Annotated in this window: 14 protein-coding genes and 1 tRNA gene; 12 read left to right on the top strand and 3 right to left on the bottom strand. The window is 59.9% G+C overall.

Annotated features, from left to right (window positions below):
- Nucleotides 1-36: 36 nt before the first annotated feature.
- Nucleotides 37-330, bottom strand: coding sequence for a hypothetical protein (locus FHX06_RS10425; RefSeq protein WP_029616333.1), 294 nt, complete (start codon nt 328-330; stop codon nt 37-39).
- Nucleotides 331-448: 118 nt separating this feature from the next.
- Between FHX06_RS10425 and FHX06_RS10430 the strand changes: the two genes are divergently transcribed.
- From FHX06_RS10430 to FHX06_RS10450, 5 genes are all read left to right on the top strand, one after another.
- A tRNA-Asn gene (locus FHX06_RS10430) sits at nt 449-523 on the top strand.
- A gap of 334 nt (nt 524-857) precedes the next feature.
- Entirely contained in the window at nt 858-1,745 is an 888-nt protein-coding gene (locus FHX06_RS10435) for a helix-turn-helix domain-containing protein (RefSeq protein WP_113117169.1), read from the top strand.
- Nucleotides 1,746-1,910: 165 nt separating this feature from the next.
- Nucleotides 1,911-2,312: a GlcG/HbpS family heme-binding protein gene (locus tag FHX06_RS10440; protein WP_018114352.1), complete on the top strand. Its 402-nt coding sequence runs from the start codon at nt 1,911-1,913 to the stop codon at nt 2,310-2,312.
- A gap of 37 nt (nt 2,313-2,349) precedes the next feature.
- Entirely contained in the window at nt 2,350-3,159 is an 810-nt protein-coding gene (locus tag FHX06_RS10445; protein ID WP_112968590.1) for an SDR family oxidoreductase, read from the top strand.
- Between the two features lie 78 nt (nt 3,160-3,237).
- A complete protein-coding gene (locus tag FHX06_RS10450) occupies nt 3,238-3,786 on the top strand; it encodes a nuclear transport factor 2 family protein (RefSeq protein ID WP_113117170.1) in 549 nt (182 codons plus the stop codon).
- A gap of 300 nt (nt 3,787-4,086) precedes the next feature.
- Here the strand turns inward: FHX06_RS10450 and FHX06_RS10455 are convergent, their stop codons facing one another.
- A complete protein-coding gene (locus FHX06_RS10455; protein WP_018114238.1) occupies nt 4,087-4,746 on the bottom strand; it encodes a peroxiredoxin in 660 nt (219 codons plus the stop codon).
- Nucleotides 4,747-5,023: 277 nt separating this feature from the next.
- On the opposite strand from FHX06_RS10455, the gene FHX06_RS10460 reads away from it, so the two are divergent.
- Entirely contained in the window at nt 5,024-5,821 is a 798-nt protein-coding gene (locus FHX06_RS10460; protein ID WP_183879118.1) for a creatininase family protein, read from the top strand.
- On the opposite strand, the gene FHX06_RS10465 is transcribed toward FHX06_RS10460, so the two are convergent.
- Nucleotides 5,822-6,772, bottom strand: a complete 951-nt coding sequence (locus FHX06_RS10465; protein WP_112545164.1) for a LysR family transcriptional regulator — start codon at nt 6,770-6,772, stop codon at nt 5,822-5,824.
- Nucleotides 6,773-6,955: 183 nt separating this feature from the next.
- On the opposite strand from FHX06_RS10465, the gene FHX06_RS10470 reads away from it, so the two are divergent.
- The 6 genes from FHX06_RS10470 (at nt 6,956) to FHX06_RS10495 (ending at nt 13,020) form a co-directional block, all read left to right on the top strand.
- Nucleotides 6,956-7,972 carry an ABC transporter substrate-binding protein gene (locus tag FHX06_RS10470; protein ID WP_183879120.1) on the top strand — a complete coding sequence of 339 codons (1,017 nt, stop codon included), beginning with the start codon at nt 6,956-6,958 and terminating at the stop codon, nt 7,970-7,972.
- A 67-nt stretch (nt 7,973-8,039) separates the two neighbouring features.
- On the top strand, nt 8,040-8,864 hold the full coding sequence (locus FHX06_RS10475; protein WP_113206774.1) for an ABC transporter ATP-binding protein: 825 nt from the start codon (nt 8,040-8,042) through the stop codon (nt 8,862-8,864).
- Nucleotides 8,864-9,718: an ABC transporter permease gene (locus tag FHX06_RS10480; protein ID WP_183879122.1), complete on the top strand. Its 855-nt coding sequence runs from the start codon at nt 8,864-8,866 to the stop codon at nt 9,716-9,718. Before FHX06_RS10475 ends, FHX06_RS10480 begins: the two co-directional genes overlap by 1 nt.
- The gene (locus FHX06_RS10485) at nt 9,718-11,031 is read left to right on the top strand and encodes a cytosine deaminase (RefSeq protein WP_183879124.1); all 1,314 of its coding nucleotides are present in this window, start codon (nt 9,718-9,720) and stop codon (nt 11,029-11,031) included. The genes FHX06_RS10480 and FHX06_RS10485 overlap by 1 nt, the downstream gene beginning before the upstream one ends.
- A gap of 1 nt (nt 11,032) precedes the next feature.
- Complete coding sequence (locus tag FHX06_RS10490) at nt 11,033-12,442, top strand: FAD-binding oxidoreductase (RefSeq protein WP_183879125.1); 1,410 nt, start codon at nt 11,033-11,035, stop codon at nt 12,440-12,442.
- Nucleotides 12,439-13,020: an NAD(P)H-dependent oxidoreductase gene (locus tag FHX06_RS10495; protein WP_113147941.1), complete on the top strand. Its 582-nt coding sequence runs from the start codon at nt 12,439-12,441 to the stop codon at nt 13,018-13,020. Before FHX06_RS10490 ends, FHX06_RS10495 begins: the two co-directional genes overlap by 4 nt.
- Nucleotides 13,021-13,076: the final 56 nt, after the last annotated feature.

Genomic DNA, 13,076 nt, shown 5'->3' on the forward strand with positions numbered 1-13,076 from the left:
GCGGCGCCGATCCTCTCGGTGTAGCCGCTTACGAACTTACGCGGGCCGCTTCCGGCGATGCCACCAGACGGCCAAACGGCGCCGCCATCTGCGTGCTATCGGCAAGTCGTGAGACAGGACGATGAAGCCCAGCGGCAGCATCCAGAATCCCAGAATAGGCAAAAAGCCAAGGAAACCGCCGAAAATGAGGACCATTCCAGTCATCATGCGTGCGATACGAGAGCGCGGCATCGGCACCCGCAGCGAGCCGAGAACAAGCTTGCCATCCCTGTGATCGATGCCGAAACGCTTTTCTCCGGCCTTTTTCGGCCCATTTTTGCTGCTAGTCATCCACAAGAGATGGGCCCAAGCGCTGCAAATACAAGCTGATTTCATTTTTTTGAAAAAACTGCTTGGCAAATCGGGAAAGCATTTGTATTACCCCGCTCACGCCGCGGCCAAGCGGTGATCCCTGGTAGCTCAGCGGTAGAGCATTCGACTGTTAATCGACAGGTCGCCGGTTCGAATCCGGCCCGGGGAGCCAGTTTCAGAGATAAGCGCCTGTTTTCGTAGAATATTCCGAAGCAGGCGCTTTCTCGATACCCCTCCCGTAAGTTTTCGCCGATCAGCCGATAAAATCTCGACGTCCGTCGCCGACATGCTGACAGCAGCCCTTTCGGCTATCGCACTTGCGCTCGCCTGAATTTTCGTCAAAATCCTGATTGCAGTGCGCGGGCTCCCGATATCAGCGCGCCTGTGCCCGAAATTTTCATTCATAAATCAAAAAAAGAATTGCAGATCGCAACGTGGTGGCGGCACTCAGCCCCTCGCGCTTATCAGTCCAAATTTCCAGCCTATCTTCACGACGAGGATGCGACATGGATTTCGACGCATCGCAAGGCGACAGAAAATATCCGACCAGTCAGCAGGTGGGCGGGCTTGTTGAATGTTCGGGCCTTCAGGTCGAGCTCCGGCGTTTCGATCCGGGCTGGCAGGTCGACCTTACGCTCGAATGCACGGAGATAGCCGTCCTTTTGTCGGGTCAGTCGAAGATCAGATGGACAGGCGACGGTCACCGGCGGGAAGCTATCGCCCGACCGGGCGTTGCCTGGGTATGTCCAGCTGGCGTCAATGAGAGCGCTGTTGAGATTGTCGGCACCATGCCCGAGTCCCTGCACATCTTCCTGCCGCCATCACTCGTTGCCGAGAGTGCACTTTCAAACTTTGATATCGACCCGGCCAGGGCGCAAATCGCGTATGCGGGCGGCGTCCCGGATCCGGTAATCTTGCAACTAGGCGAGCTCTTTCGTGGCGTGCTGAATCGCAAACTGGAAGCAACGGACCGGCTGTTTCTCGATGGAATCCAGCTGGCGCTGGCGGCGCATTTGCTCGGGACCTATTCGTCCGCCCGCTGGCATCCGCCGACGCGGACACCCACCATCGATCCGAAGAGGCTGAGGCGCGTCCTCGATTTCATCGAGGCGCGCATCGCGGCGGAGATATCGCTGGAGGACCTTGCGGCCGAGGCCTGCCTCAGCCCCTTCCACTTTTCCCGCGTGTTTCGCGCCGCCACCGGCTTTGCGCCGCATCGCTATGTCACCGAGCGACGGATCGAGGCAGCCAAGGAGAAGCTGCGGCTCGCGCAGTCTTCGCTGGTGGAGATCGCCATCGATACCGGCTTCGGCTCGCAGGCAAACTTCACCCGCGTCTTCCGCAAGATGACGGGGCTGACACCGGGCCAGTACCGCGCGCTTTTCACCTCATAAGCGACCCATCCACCTTCCTGAGGCGCTTGCCTGTTCCCCTTGCGCGTCCGTCGGGCGCAAGATTTGCACATAGTGCAGCAAGAGATGGAAATACGGCACGCGACTTCCAGCCTAAACCTGTCGCATCGAACGGGGCCGCCCTGAACGATGAGAGGAGACAGGGACATGATCACCATCGAAGAGGCCCGCAGAGTCATCGCTGCCGGTGAGGCGCGGGCAAGGGAAATCGGCGTTCCGGCCAATATCGCGGTCCTCGATGCGGGCGCCCACATAAAGGCGTTTGCACGCATGGACGGCGCCCTGCTCGGCTCCATCGACATCGCCGTCAACAAGGCCCGGACGGCTGCGCTATTTTCCATGCCCACGGAAACGATCGGCGAATTCTGCAAACCCGGCGGCACATCGTTCGGGTTGGAGCAGACCAATGGCGGCCTCGTCGTCTTCGCAGGCGGCATTCCCCTTACCGATGGACGCAACATCGTGATCGGCGCCGTCGGCGTGTCCGGAGGGGCAGTCGCCCAGGACCTCGACATTGCCCAGGCTGCAGCAGCCGCCATCGCCGGCTGAACTATTTTCAACCCCAAGCGCATCGAAGGAAGTCATCATGACGAAGACCATTCTCATCACTGGCGCAGGCTCAGGCTTCGGCAAGGCTGCCGCCCTCGGCATGGCCAAGAACGGCCACACCATCATCGCGACGGCGCAGGTCTCCTCGCAGGTCACGCCGCTGCGCGAAGAAGCCGCCGCGCTCGGCCTGGAAAACTTCCACGTCGAACGCCTCGACCTCACCGACCCCTACGATATCAAGCAGGCGCAACGTTGGGATTTTGACGTTCTCTGGAACAATGCCGGCATGGGCGAAGCCGGTCCGGTCTGGGAAATCCCGGTCGAGCTCGTGCGCAAGAACTACGAAGTCAACGTCTTCCTGCCGCTGGTACTGACCCAGGGCGTCGTTCAGCGCTGGATCCGCGAAGGCAAGAACCATGGCAAGAAGGTGGTCTTCACCTCCTCGATGGGCGGCCTGTTCACTCCGGCCAACTGGGGGACCTATGTCTCTACCAAGCATGCTCTGGAATCGATCGCCGAAGCGCTGCAGCAGGAACTCGGCCCCTACGGCATCAAGATCCAGACGATCAATCCGGGTGCCTATTACACCGGCTACAACGAAACGATGGCCGACAATCCGTTCCGCTGGCTCGATGACAGCAAGAACTTTACCAAGCGGGCCGAACTGCGCAGCGGCTTCGACGACTTCTTCGCCACCCCCGAAGGCAAGATGGACCCAGCGGAAATGATCGAGCGGATGATCGAGATCGTCCCAGCCGATACCGGCAAGTTCCGCAACGTCGTCCCGAAGGTCATCGAGGACATGCTTAAGGAGCATCAGCTCAAGGCCTGGGAAAACCGGATCTAAGCAGATCACCGGCGGCAAGCGCCGCAAGCGGCACCTGCCAGTGGGTGCCGCGTCGTCGATCCAACTCAGGAGGAAGCCATGTCCATCACCGCAAGCGCAACGCTCCACAGCCCGGCACCCTTTGTTCGTCGTATCTTCAACGCTGCCCTCGGCATCGCAGCCGCGATCCTGGCCCTGATCGGGCTCGAAGCCCGCGCCGCCTCGCAGACGCCAACCGAAACCGAGCGTCGCAACAAGGCGGCCGTCGAGGCCGGCTTTGAGGCATGGGCATCAGGTACAGGCAGCCCTTACGACCTTCTCGCCGACGACGCCCGCTGGACGATCGAGGGCTATTCGCTGGCATCGAAGACCTATCCGAGCCGCGAGGCGTTCCTGCGCGAGGTGATCCGGCCGTTCAACGCCCGCATGAAGGCACCGCTGAAGCCCGTGATCCGCAACGTCTATGCCGACGGCGACACCGTGATCGTCTTTTTCGATGCCCGCGGTATCGCCCGGGACGGGAAACCTTACGTCAATACCTATGCCTGGTTCCTCGACATGCGCGACGACCGTATCGTACGCGCCTCGGCCTTTTTCGATTCCGTCGCGTTCAACGAGTTCTGGATGCGTGTGACGCCTTCAGAATAGACGTCAAGAACTTGATCTCGCTCAAACGACGCGCGACGAAGCAGACGTAACCTCCGTTCACAGCCAACGGAGATCCCCATGCCAACAGAGACCATCATTATCGTCAGTGGCGTTGTCGCAGCATTCGCGCTTTTTGCAGCCGGTCTCGCCTTTGCGAGCATCACTTCCAGCAAATAGGCGGAAAGCAATCGTCCGGCTCAGAAACCGCGTCAGCAGCAGACACCGTCGCCGACAAACAAAGACGCCCCGGAAACCAGGGCGTCTTTTTTGATTCAATCGGATTGTGGTTCCCGCGCAAACTTACGCAGACGGCTGCTTGGTCTTGCGGAGATAAGGCAGAACCGTATCGAAGGAGCCGAAGCGGGCGATGGCGTCTTCGTTGGAGACGGCGGCGGTGATGATGACGTCGTCGCCCTGATTCCAGTTGGCGGGCGTTGCAACCTGGTGCTTGGCGGTCAGCTGGATGGAGTCGATGGCGCGCAGGATCTCGTTGAAATTGCGGCCCGTCGTCATCGGGTAGGTGAGGATCAGCTTGATCTTCTTGTCCGGGCCGATGACGAAGACGGAACGCACGGTGGCGTTGTCTGCGGGCGTGCGGCCTTCGGAACTTTCACCGGCACCAGCCGGCAGCATGTCGTAGAGCTTGGCGACCTTGAGGTCCTTGTCGCCGATCAGCGGATATTCGACATCGAAGCCGGTTGCCGTCTTGATGTCGTTCTTCCACTTGCCGTGGCTTTCGACCGGATCGACGGAAATGCCGATGATCTTGACGCCGCGCTTCTTGAACTCACCCTCGAGGCCAGCCATGGTGCCGAGCTCGGTCGTGCAAACCGGCGTAAAGTTCTTCGGATGCGAGAAGAGAACCGCCCAGCCGCTGCCGATCCAGTCATGGAACTGAACGGGGCCCTGGGTGGTGTCGGCGGTGAAATCGGGAGCAATATCGTTGATACGTAGGCTCATGGTCGGCCCTCCAATTGCGGATCGTTAAATCTGAGCACTCACAGGCAGTTCTGCGTGCAGATGACTATCTACAGACCTGCGCCGAGCGCGGTCAAACGAAAGCCTTCCTCGAATGGGCCAGCGGCGGAATATTTATTTCCAGCTCCAAAGATGACCTGACATCGGACTACCGGCATCATGCACGCAAAAAGGCAGCGGCGCGCGCACAAATCGATGCTTTTCGCATGCCGCGTTATTCCCTACTCACTATCGAAGAATGACAAAGAGGGAAGCGGCGATGGCGACACCATTCTATTGGAATGAACTGAACACTTATGATTTTGCCGCTCTTTCCGCTGATACGACCATCGCCATCCTGCCGATCGCTTCGACAGAGCAACACGGTCCGCATCTGCCCATAGCAACCGATGTGGCGATCGCCGAGGGCATGCTGGCGGAACTGCGCCGGCAACGGCCCGACGACCTCGATATCCTTGTCTTGCCAACCCAGGAAATCGGCAAGGCCAATGAGCATGTCTACGGTCCAGGCACGCTTTCCCTCGGCGCCGAGCTGCTGATCCCCGTCTGGACGGCGATTGGCGCGAAGGTGGCGGAGGCCGGGCTGCGCAAGCTCGTCATCGTCAACTCGCATGGTGGCAATGTCGATATCATGAGCATCGTCGCGCGCGAGTTGCGCGTGCGCCACCAGATGGCCGTCGTTTCCACACAATGGGGCCGCTTCGGCAATCCTGACGGTATGATCAGCGACCACGAGACACGCTACGGCATTCATGGCGGCGAGGTGGAAACCTCGCTGATGCTGCATTTCCGGCCGGAACTGGTGCGGATGGAGAAGGCTGAGAATTTCACATCGAAGGCTGAATGGATGCGCGAGCAATCGCAATATATCCAGCCGCTGCCGCCGCATTCGCTCGCCTGGATCGCGCACGATCTCAATCCGAACGGGGTTGTCGGCGACGCATCGAAGGGAACGGCCGAAAAGGGTGAAGCGATCTGCCGCCATCAGGTGAAGGGCTTTATCGAGCTTCTCCGTGACCTCATGCGCTATCCGCTCTCCAACCTCTATTCGCGATAGTCAGGCAACGACAGGACGCTCGAGCGGGATGTGTCCCTTGGCCTGCAGTTCCTGAACAAGGCCGGCAAGCTCGGCCAGCAAGTATTCAACGAAGAGGCTGGTGGCGGAATCGAGCGGCGCCCGGGCACGGGCAAAGAGCTTCATCGGCTGATGGCGGCTGTGCGGCTCGGCAATCGGGCGGAATACCAGTTCGCCCTGGCGGCATTCAGTGATGACATCAAGCGGGTTCAGCATGGAGAGCCCTGCCCCGCATTTGACCAGTTTCTTCAGCATTTCCGAAGCGTTGGTCTCCAGAACCGGCTCGACAGGAATATCGAGCCTCGCCATTGCGAGGTTGATGACCTCACGCAGGCTGGTGCCCTGCTGCGCAAGCACAAGCCGCTCCTGCACCACGTCGGCAAGGCTGATCGGACCGGGCCCGATCAGGGGATGGCCAGGCGGCAGGACGACGCCGATCGGGATATCGAAATTGCCGAGCGTGCGGATGCCGGGTGTGGCCTGAATATTGAAGCCGAGGCCGATATCCACCTCACCCGATAGAACCGGATTGACGGTCATCGTGCCGGCATCGTTGCGCAGATGGATGAAAACGCGCGGATGCTCGGACTGGAAGCGGGCGATGATTTCCGGCAGCGGTCCCGCGGCAAGACCGACGGTCGTCACCAGCCGCACCTTGCCGGCCTGCTGCATCTTCAGGCTTTTGATGCGACCTTCCAGCCGCTCGTAATTCTTCAGAACCTCTCTGATATGCTCGATGCAGAGTTCGCCGGCGGCCGTCAGCCGCAAGCCGCGCGGCAGGCGCTCGAAGAGCGGCGCACCCATTTCCTCTTCGAGAGCCAGTATCTGCCGGTTGATCGCCGAAGAAGCGACGTTGAGACGCGCGGCAGCCTTCCGGATCGAGCCGGTGCGGGCGATCTCGTTGATGTACAGAAGCTTTCTGGAGTGCAGCATCGAGACCTCGTTGCATCGTTTTTAAGCACAGCGCCCAAATTAGGCACAGACATCAGGTGAGATGCCAAAAAGGCATCGTTGCGCACGAATTTTGATGCTTTTCAAAGAGCGAAGCAATCGCTCAAATGAAGAAAATCGGGGGCCGAAAACGAGCTTCCAAGGCACCAGAAGGGGAACGCCGCCATGTCCAACAGATTGAAAACATCCGTATTTTCTGCCCTTCTTGGGCTTGGCGGCATGCTTGTCGCCAGTGCACCGGGCCATGCGCTGGACAAGGTCAGCTATGGCACCAACTGGCTGGCACAGGCAGAGCATGGCGGCTTCTATCAGGCAGTCGCCGACGGAACCTATGCAAAATACGGCCTTGATGTCTCTATCGTGCAGGGCGGGCCGAATGCCGCCAACAACGCGCTGCTGATCTCCGGCAAGATCGACTTCTACATGGGCGGGCCGCAGGGCGAAATCTCCGCCGTCGAACAGGGTATTCCGCTTGTCGACGTTGCCGCGATCTTTCAGAAGGACCCGCAGATCCTGATCGCTCATCCTGACGCCGGCATCGACAAGTTCGGGGATCTTGCGAAACTGAAGAGCCTGTTCCTCAGCAAGGATGGCTACCTCACCTATTTCGAGTGGATGAAAGCAAATTTTCCGGGGTTCAAGGACGAGCAGTACAAGCCCTACAACTTCAATCCAGGCCCGTTTCTTGCCGACAAGCAATCCGCCCAGCAGGGCTACCTGACCTCGGAGCCTTACGAGATCCAGAATCAGACCGGCTGGGAGCCGAAGGTCTTCCTGCTCGCCGACAACGGCTATTCGCCCTATTCGACGATGATCACCACGACCCAGCAGATGGTCGATACCAAGCCTGACGTCGTGCAGCGCTTCGTCGATGCCTCTATCGAGGGCTGGTACAGCTATCTCTACGGCGACAACAGCAAGGCCAATGCGCTGATCAAGAAGGACAATCCGGAAATGACGGATGGCCAGATCGCCTATTCGATCGCCAAGATGAAGGAATACGGCATCATCGAGTCCGGCGACGGCCTGGACAAGGGCATCGGCTGCATTACCGACGCTCACTACAAGAAGTTCTTCGACGAAATGGTAGCGATCAAGGTCTTCAAGCCTGAGACCGACTATACCAAAGCCTTTACGACGAAATTCGTCTGCAAGAACGTCGGCGCATCGCTGAAGAAATAAGCCTCCCAAGGCGGGCCTGTCGCCACCCGGCGGCGGGCCGCTTCCCCTTCGATAAAAGAGCGAGAGAATGTCCCTAGCGGAAACCAAGGCGGCGCCTTCGAAGGAGACTCGCAAGCGGCCGCTGGTCGTCATGCAGTCGGTCTCGAAGGTCTTTTCCAGCGGCACGATCGCGCTTTCGGGCATGTCGCTGACGGTCGAGAGCGGTGAATTCATCAGCCTTCTCGGCCCTTCCGGCTGCGGTAAATCCACGGCACTCCGCATCATCGCCGGTCTCGGCGACGCCACGTCGGGCAAGATCGACTGGCCAAGTTCGCGCATCAATTCGCAGGGCCTGCCGGAGGGCGATATCGGCTTCGTCTTCCAGGAACCGACGCTGATGCCGTGGAAGACCGTGTTCGGCAATGTCTACCTGCCGCTGAAACTGCGCGGCGTTTCCAAAGCGCAGGCCAGGGATCGGATCATGGAGGTCCTTGCGACCGTCGGCCTGCAGGATTTCGCCGATGCCTATCCGCGGGAACTCTCCGGCGGCATGAAGATGCGTGTGTCGATTGCCCGCGCGCTGGTGACCAAGCCAAAACTGCTGCTGATGGATGAGCCCTTTGCGGCGCTCGACGAAATCACGCGCCAGAAGCTCAATGACGACGTTCTGCGGCTGTGGAAAGCGACGGGCATCACCGTGATCTTCGTGACGCACTCCGTCTTCGAGTCTGCCTATCTTTCCAACCGCATCGTGGTGATGAAGGCGCGGCCGGGCCGCGTCCATGCGGATTTTCCGCTGACAACAAGCCTTGAGCGGGATTCACATTACCGGACCTCGGAAGAATACCGTCGGGCCTGCGAGACGGCATCGCGTTCGCTGATCGAGGCAATAGGCGGGGCGGAGGAACATTGATGAGCGTCGAGAGCATCGAAACAAGCGAGACCGCGCCCCTGTCCGTTCCCAATCCGATCAACGCAAAGAGGCGCGATCTGGCGCTTCGCATCGCTGTGCCTTTTCTGGTGATCGGCGTGCTGATCGTTATCTGGGAGTTCTACGTCGTGCTCTCGGGTGTTCCGCCCTATATCCTGCCCGGCCCTGGCGCTGTGGCAGCGGCCTTCATCCATGACTGGGGCACACTTGCCCCCGCCCTCTGGGTCACCACGCAGATCACCTTGATATCGCTTGTCCTGGCACTGATCGGGGGCGTGGGATTTGCGATCTTCCTGGTGCAATCGCGCTGGATCGAAATCGCCTTCTATCCGCTCGCTGTCATCCTGCAAGTCACACCGATCGTGGCGATCTCACCGCTGATCCTGATCTACGCGCCGTCGACGCAGGTGGCGCTCCTGATCTGCGCCTTCCTCGTCGCCTTTTTCCCGATCCTGTCCAACATGGTCCAGGGTCTGAAGAGTGTCGATCATAATCTCATCAACCTCTTCGAACTCTACGGCGCCTCGCGCTGGCAGACGCTGATCTACCTGAAGATCCCGGCAGCCCAGCCCTATTTCATGACCGGGCTTCGCATCGGCGGCGGCCTAGCGCTGATTGCCGCCGTGGTTGCCGAATTCGCCGCAGGTTCGGCGGGTGCCGGTTCCGGCCTCGCCTTCCGTCTGCTGGAATCGCAATATCGCATGAACATTCCCCGCCTTTTTGCCGCGCTCTTCATGCTGTCCATGCTCGGCGTCGCGATCTTCACCATTACCTCCTTCATTTCATGGCTCAGTCTGCATCGCTGGCATGAGAGCAGCCTGAAGCGGGAAAATTGATGACCTATTCCTTCATGTCCCCCCCGAATGCGGGCCGTTTCGTGCTCGCCAACGCAACGCTTCCGGCTGTCGCCATCAGCGGCTTTGCTGCCGTCGCCAATGAAGGTCTCGTCAAGGCGGATATCGTGATCGCCGACGGTCTCGTCTCGGCAATCCTGCCTCCCGGAACAGCGCCAGCCGAATTTGCCAAGTCCGACATGCGGGAAGGCATGGTGTGGCCTTGCTTTGCAGATATCCATACGCATCTGGACAAGGGCCATATCTGGCCGCGCAAGCCCAATCCCGACGGAACCTTCATGGGTGCGCTGGAGGCGGTCGGCCGGGACCGCGAGGCGAACTGGTCGGCGGCGGATGTGCGCAAGCGCATGGAATTTTCGCTGCGTTCAGCCTATGCGCACGGCACTGGGCTTATCCGCACGCATCTGGATTCGCTGGCACCCCAGCACCGTATCTCCTTCGAGGTCTTTGCCGAGATCCGGGAGGAATGGAAAGACAAGATTGCCTTGCAGGCGGTCGCTCTCTTCCCGCTGGACAACATGGTCGACGAGGCATTTTTCGCTGATCTCGTTGCTGTCGTAAAGGACAAGGGTGGACTGCTTGGCGGTGTCACCAAGATGGGACCAGCGCTCGACTGGCAGCTCGATACGCTTTTGCGCGCGGCGGCGGAGAACGGCCTCGATGTTGATCTGCATGTCGACGAGACCGACGACCCTGGCGCAGAAACATTGAAGGCGATCGCCGAAGCCGTTCTGCGCAACCGGTTCGAAGGCAAGGTGACGGCAGGCCATTGCTGCTCGCTGGCGCGGCAGGATGACGATACCGCGCAACGGACGGTCGAACTGGTTCAAAAGGCCAGGGTTTCGGTCATCTCGCTGCCGATGTGCAACATGTACCTGCAGGATCGCTATCCCGGCCGCACACCGCGCTGGCGCGGTGTCACTCTGTTCAAGGAACTGGCAGCTGCCGGTGTCGAGACGGCCGTCTCCTCCGACAATACACGCGACCCCTTCTACGCCTATGGCGATCTCGATCCGGTCGAAGTGTTTCGTGAGGCAGTGCGCATCCTGCATCTCGATCATCCGCTCGACACCGCGGCACGCGTCGTCACGACGTCACCGGCCAAGATTGCCGGCAGGCCGCAGATGAGCCGCATCGCTGTCGGCAGTCCTGCGGATCTCGTGCTCTTCAGCGCCAGGCGCTGGAGCGAATTCCTTTCCCGTCCGCAGTCTGACCGCGTCGTGCTTCGCCGCGGCAAGGTGATCGACCGCAGCCTGCCGGATTACCGTGAACTCGATAGCGTCGTTGGAGCCTGACATGGCCGATTATCAGAAGATCAGACAAGAACTCGAAGGTATCGCGATCGAGGACAATCCGGCGCTCGTTCGCCAGAAGAGCCGGGACTTCTACTGGTATTCGCCGATCCTGAAGGCGCAGCTCGATAATGTGACGGCCGATATCGTCGTCACGCCAAAGAATGAAGCTGAAGTCATCCAGACGCTGAAAGTCGCCTTCGCCCATGGCGTTCCCGTCACCCCGCGTGGCGCGGGCACGGGCAATTACGGTCAGGCCATGCCGCTGTCAGGCGGTATCGTGCTCAACCTCGCCGCCATGGACAAGATCAAGGAAATCCATCCGGGTCGCGTCATCTGCGAACCCGGCATCGTGATCGCCCAGCTCGACAAGCAGACCAAGGCGCATTCCGGCCAGGAGTTGCGCTTCCATCCCTCGACCGCCCAAACGGCAACGGTCGGCGGCTTCATCGCCGGCGGTTCCGGCGGTGTCGGCTCGATCACCTGGGGCGGGTTGCGTGATCTCGGCAATATCCTGCGCCTGCGTGTCGTGACCATGGAAGCGGAGCCGCGTGTGCTCGATCTCACCGGCTGGGACTTGCAGAAGGTCAGCCATGCCTACGGCACCAACGGCATCATCACGGAAATCGAGATGCCGCTCGCACCCGCCTATGACTGGGTGGATGTGCTGGTCGGCTACGATGACTTCATGGATGCAGTGCGCTTCTCCGATGCGCTGGCGAAATGCAACGGTATTCTCGTCAAGGAAATCGCGCCGATCGCGGCCCCTATTCCGCATGACTATTTCACCCGCCACAAGCCCTATATCCGCCAGGGCCAGTCGATCGTCGTGCTGATGATCGCGCCGCATTCCATGGATGCTTTCCTGGCTTTCACGGCAGCGCAGAAGGGCGAAATCATGTTCCGCTCCGACAAGGTCGAGAGCATGCGTGGCATTCCGCACGCCTATGAGCTAGCCTGGAACCATACGACGCTGCGTGCGCTCAAGGTCGATCCCACCTTCACCTATCTGCAGGTGCAGTATCCGGGACCGGACCATGTGGCCAAGGTGAAAAAGATGGTGGAGATCTTCGGCGATGAGGTGCCGGGTCATCTCGAATTCATCAAGTTCGATGGGCAGATCCAATGCTCGGGCCTGCCGCTGGTACGCTATACGACAGAGGAGCGGCTGGAAGAGATCATCAAGATCCATCAGGATCATGGCTGCCCGATCTTCAACCCGCACCGCTATACGCTGGAAGAGGGCGGCATGAAGCGCACCGACAAGGTGCAGCTCGCCTTCAAGCATGAGACCGATCCGAAGGGGCTGCTCAATCCTGGCAAGATGATCGCCTGGGAGAATCCCAATTTCGATTTCGATGCCGGCAAGAACTACCTTTTCCCGGGCCTTGCCGCCGTCATGGAGGCTTCATGAGGGTTCTTGTCCTCCACTCGCATCCGGTCGAGGAAAGCTACGGCAAGGCGCTCTACAGACAGACCCTGGAGAGCCTCGCCAAGGCCGGGCACGAAGTGGATGCCTGCGATCTCTATGCGGAGAATTTCGATCCCGTCCTCTCGCAACATGATCGGCTCGTCTACCACGACTATCCCGACAATATTTCGCTGGTGAAACCCTATGTCGACAGGCTGAAGCAGGCCGAGGCGCTGGTCATCTGCACACCGGTCTGGAATTTCGGCTTCCCGGCGATCCTGAAAGGTTATTTCGACCGGGTCTGGCTTCCCGGCGTTTCCTTCGCGCTCGTGAACGGCAAGGTCGAATCCCGCCTGCGGCATATCAAGAAGCTTGGGGCGGTGCTGACCTATGGCGCGACACCTTTCCGCGCCTTCGTTGCCGGCAATCCGCCAAAGAAGATCGTGAAGCGTGTCTTGCGGGCGCAGATCGACCCGTTCAAGCCGGTTACCTTTCTCGCCCATTACGACATGAACAACTGCACCCCCGAGACACGGGCAGCGTTCCTGGCGAAAGTGAAGGACGCGATGGAGCGATTCTAGGGGGGCTTGCATCGGTACACCTAACCGGGCGCACCCCGCATGGTGGTCGATCTCTT

It is taken from the genome of Rhizobium sp. BK512 (genome assembly GCF_014194915.1).
Classification (GTDB): domain Bacteria; phylum Pseudomonadota; class Alphaproteobacteria; order Rhizobiales; family Rhizobiaceae; genus Rhizobium.

What these genes read in the sequence shown, in the direction of transcription:
- FHX06_RS10425 (WP_029616333.1), bottom strand. Translation starts at nt 330, where the DNA reads ATGACTAGCAGCAAAAATGGGCCGAAAAAGGCCGGAGAAAAGCGTTTC.
- FHX06_RS10435 (WP_113117169.1), top strand. Translation starts at nt 858, where the DNA reads ATGGATTTCGACGCATCGCAAGGCGACAGAAAATATCCGACCAGTCAG.
- FHX06_RS10440 (WP_018114352.1), top strand. Translation starts at nt 1,911, where the DNA reads ATGATCACCATCGAAGAGGCCCGCAGAGTCATCGCTGCCGGTGAGGCG.
- FHX06_RS10445 (WP_112968590.1), top strand. Translation starts at nt 2,350, where the DNA reads ATGACGAAGACCATTCTCATCACTGGCGCAGGCTCAGGCTTCGGCAAG.
- FHX06_RS10450 (WP_113117170.1), top strand. Translation starts at nt 3,238, where the DNA reads ATGTCCATCACCGCAAGCGCAACGCTCCACAGCCCGGCACCCTTTGTT.
- FHX06_RS10455 (WP_018114238.1), bottom strand. Translation starts at nt 4,746, where the DNA reads ATGAGCCTACGTATCAACGATATTGCTCCCGATTTCACCGCCGACACC.
- FHX06_RS10460 (WP_183879118.1), top strand. Translation starts at nt 5,024, where the DNA reads ATGGCGACACCATTCTATTGGAATGAACTGAACACTTATGATTTTGCC.
- FHX06_RS10465 (WP_112545164.1), bottom strand. Translation starts at nt 6,772, where the DNA reads ATGCTGCACTCCAGAAAGCTTCTGTACATCAACGAGATCGCCCGCACC.
- FHX06_RS10470 (WP_183879120.1), top strand. Translation starts at nt 6,956, where the DNA reads ATGTCCAACAGATTGAAAACATCCGTATTTTCTGCCCTTCTTGGGCTT.
- FHX06_RS10475 (WP_113206774.1), top strand. Translation starts at nt 8,040, where the DNA reads ATGTCCCTAGCGGAAACCAAGGCGGCGCCTTCGAAGGAGACTCGCAAG.
- FHX06_RS10480 (WP_183879122.1), top strand. Translation starts at nt 8,864, where the DNA reads ATGAGCGTCGAGAGCATCGAAACAAGCGAGACCGCGCCCCTGTCCGTT.
- FHX06_RS10485 (WP_183879124.1), top strand. Translation starts at nt 9,718, where the DNA reads ATGACCTATTCCTTCATGTCCCCCCCGAATGCGGGCCGTTTCGTGCTC.
- FHX06_RS10490 (WP_183879125.1), top strand. Translation starts at nt 11,033, where the DNA reads ATGGCCGATTATCAGAAGATCAGACAAGAACTCGAAGGTATCGCGATC.
- FHX06_RS10495 (WP_113147941.1), top strand. Translation starts at nt 12,439, where the DNA reads ATGAGGGTTCTTGTCCTCCACTCGCATCCGGTCGAGGAAAGCTACGGC.